This window comes from Companilactobacillus crustorum JCM 15951 (assembly GCF_001434585.1).
GTDB lineage: Bacteria > Bacillota > Bacilli > Lactobacillales > Lactobacillaceae > Companilactobacillus > Companilactobacillus crustorum.
In genome coordinates this window covers 1-1,970 of the sequence record NZ_AZDB01000073.1, presented here as the reverse complement: position 1 = coordinate 1,970, position 1,970 = coordinate 1, and the positions used below count along the sequence as shown (strand labels likewise).

Below are 1,970 nucleotides of genomic sequence, written 5' to 3'. Positions count from 1 at the left end.
AGCGTTCGGATTAATTTTACAATCTACCGGATAACAAAATAATTGGTAAAAGTAGCGTGTGGGATAAGTTATAAGTTTTTTCACCAGTTTTGGTGGAAACAAAAAATCCCAAAGCAGTAATATCAGGAATTAAATATAAAATTGGTATCAACACCCAATTTCCCATATGACTATAAACAATTAATAGGGCAATGGATAGTGAAGCATATTCATAACGATAAACTTTTGTCATCAAGAACATCTCCTATGATTTTATTTAAAAATAAAATAACATGGGTCCTAACAACCAAGTCAAAATAAAAGTATTGGGTAGGAAGAAAAGACATGAATTCAAAAAATCCCACTAACCTATATGGGTTGGTGGGATTTTTGATTATAAAGTACGTTTAATATGTCTTAATGAGTTATTACTTACTTTCAAAGAAGTGACGTGCAATAGTTTCGTAAATATTAATGTATTGCAAATAATCATCTTCAAAGACAAATTCGTTAATTTGATGGGCACTCTCATTACCAGGACCAGCGACAACAACGTCAAGGTCAGGTTTAGCTTGGACAAATTTTGAGGCGTCAGTACCACCGGGTGCACCAACGGTCAAAATATTAACGCCAAGCACATCTTTATAGCTTTCTTTAACTAATTTGATGAAGTCTGAATTGATGTCGGTCTTAACTGGCCAATTGCTGCTTAAAAGTTGGAATTCAAGCTTCATTCTAGGATCAGCTTGGTTCATTTTGTCGATCAAATCTTTTAATTCGGCAATAATTTTGTCATTGTCATGTTCAGGAATAGTTCTGATTTTAACGGTCATTTCAGCATAATCAGGGATGGTATTTTCTTGTTTACCAGCATTCATGATTGTAACTGATGGTTTAGTAGTTCCGAGAACGTCATCTTCAGTTTTAACAAGTTCAGCAAAATATTCGCTTTGTTTATTGTAGTAAGAAATCAAATTGTCCAAAGCATTGATACCAACTTCTGGCATAGAACTGTGGGCAGCACGTCCATGAGAAACCACTTTATAGGTAACGGAACCTTTGTGGGCACAAAAGGCGGCAATTCTTGATTCAGGCGTAGCACCATTAGTTTCGATTAAGCCACTATTGATTAATTTTTCCATAACCAAACCTGAGGATGAATTACTTGGTTCACCAACGATAAGATCCTTTAAATCATCTGCATAGCCATCTTCGGATAACTTTTGAGAACCAATTTCACCGACTTCTTCACCAACTGTGGCAAGAAATTTAATATTGCCTTTAAAATCGGGATCTTCATTCAATTCAATTAAGGCAATTGCTAATCCTGCTAAACCACTCTTCATATCGGATGAACCACGACCGAAAATTTTGCCATCGATATGTTTAGGATTAAAAGGACCATAATTCCATTTCTCGTCATTAACTGTAGGAACGACATCCTCATGACCGGTAAATCCTAAAATGGGTCCGTCGCCTTTTTTGATAGAAGCAATTAGGTTATATCTATTATCAGCATATTTATTTAATTCAGTTTCGATACCATTTTTTTCAAATAGATCCTTAAGGTAGTTGGCAACTTTTTCCTCATCGCCGTTAACAGTTTCTAGTTTGATTAAATCGTCTAAAACACTCAATCTTTGTGCTTTGTCCATTTTGTACCCCTCTAAGATAATGTATAATGTTCATTAACAAATGTTTCACTATTCATTTTAGTATTATTTGTCTCAAATTAATAATGAAAGGTTGTTTCAAATGAATTTATTAATGAAATTGGACCGCTGGTTGGGAATTTTGCTATTGGTTGTAGCAATTTTAGGTTTCATCTTCAATTGGTTCAGTCGTACAAACTTAATTTCGGCAGCCGTAGCTGGGGGAGTTTTATTGTTGATTTCAGCCACAGCCGATATCGATAAACCCAATAAATAAAAAACAATGAACCCTATAATTATGGATTCATTGTTTGGCTGTACGATAAATAGAGTTGATAG

3 protein-coding genes are annotated in these 1,970 nt (G+C 34.6%); 1 reads left to right on the top strand and 2 read right to left on the bottom strand.

Going from position 1 to position 1,970, the window contains the following annotated elements; genetic code table 11:
• Nucleotides 1–16: 16 nt before the first annotated feature.
• Both FD26_RS10660 and FD26_RS10655 read right to left on the bottom strand, forming a co-directional pair.
• The gene (locus tag FD26_RS10660) at nucleotides 17–232 is read right to left on the bottom strand and encodes a DUF4260 family protein (protein WP_057868400.1); all 216 of its coding nucleotides are present in this window, start codon (nucleotides 230–232) and stop codon (nucleotides 17–19) included.
• Nucleotides 233–407: 175 nt separating this feature from the next.
• Nucleotides 408–1,634 carry a M20/M25/M40 family metallo-hydrolase gene (locus FD26_RS10655; protein ID WP_057868399.1) on the bottom strand — a complete coding sequence of 409 codons (1,227 nt, stop codon included), beginning with the start codon at nucleotides 1,632–1,634 and terminating at the stop codon, nucleotides 408–410.
• A gap of 100 nt (nucleotides 1,635–1,734) precedes the next feature.
• On the opposite strand from FD26_RS10655, the gene FD26_RS11120 reads away from it, so the two are divergent.
• Nucleotides 1,735–1,908 carry a hypothetical protein gene (locus FD26_RS11120; protein ID WP_156401812.1) on the top strand — a complete coding sequence of 58 codons (174 nt, stop codon included), beginning with the start codon at nucleotides 1,735–1,737 and terminating at the stop codon, nucleotides 1,906–1,908.
• The last annotated feature ends 62 nt before the right edge of the window (nucleotides 1,909–1,970 follow it).

What these genes read in the sequence shown, in the direction of transcription:
- FD26_RS10660 (WP_057868400.1), bottom strand. Translation starts at nt 232, where the DNA reads ATGACAAAAGTTTATCGTTATGAATATGCTTCACTATCCATTGCCCTA.
- FD26_RS11120 (WP_156401812.1), top strand. Translation starts at nt 1,735, where the DNA reads ATGAATTTATTAATGAAATTGGACCGCTGGTTGGGAATTTTGCTATTG.
- FD26_RS10655 (WP_057868399.1), bottom strand. Translation starts at nt 1,634, where the DNA reads ATGGACAAAGCACAAAGATTGAGTGTTTTAGACGATTTAATCAAACTA.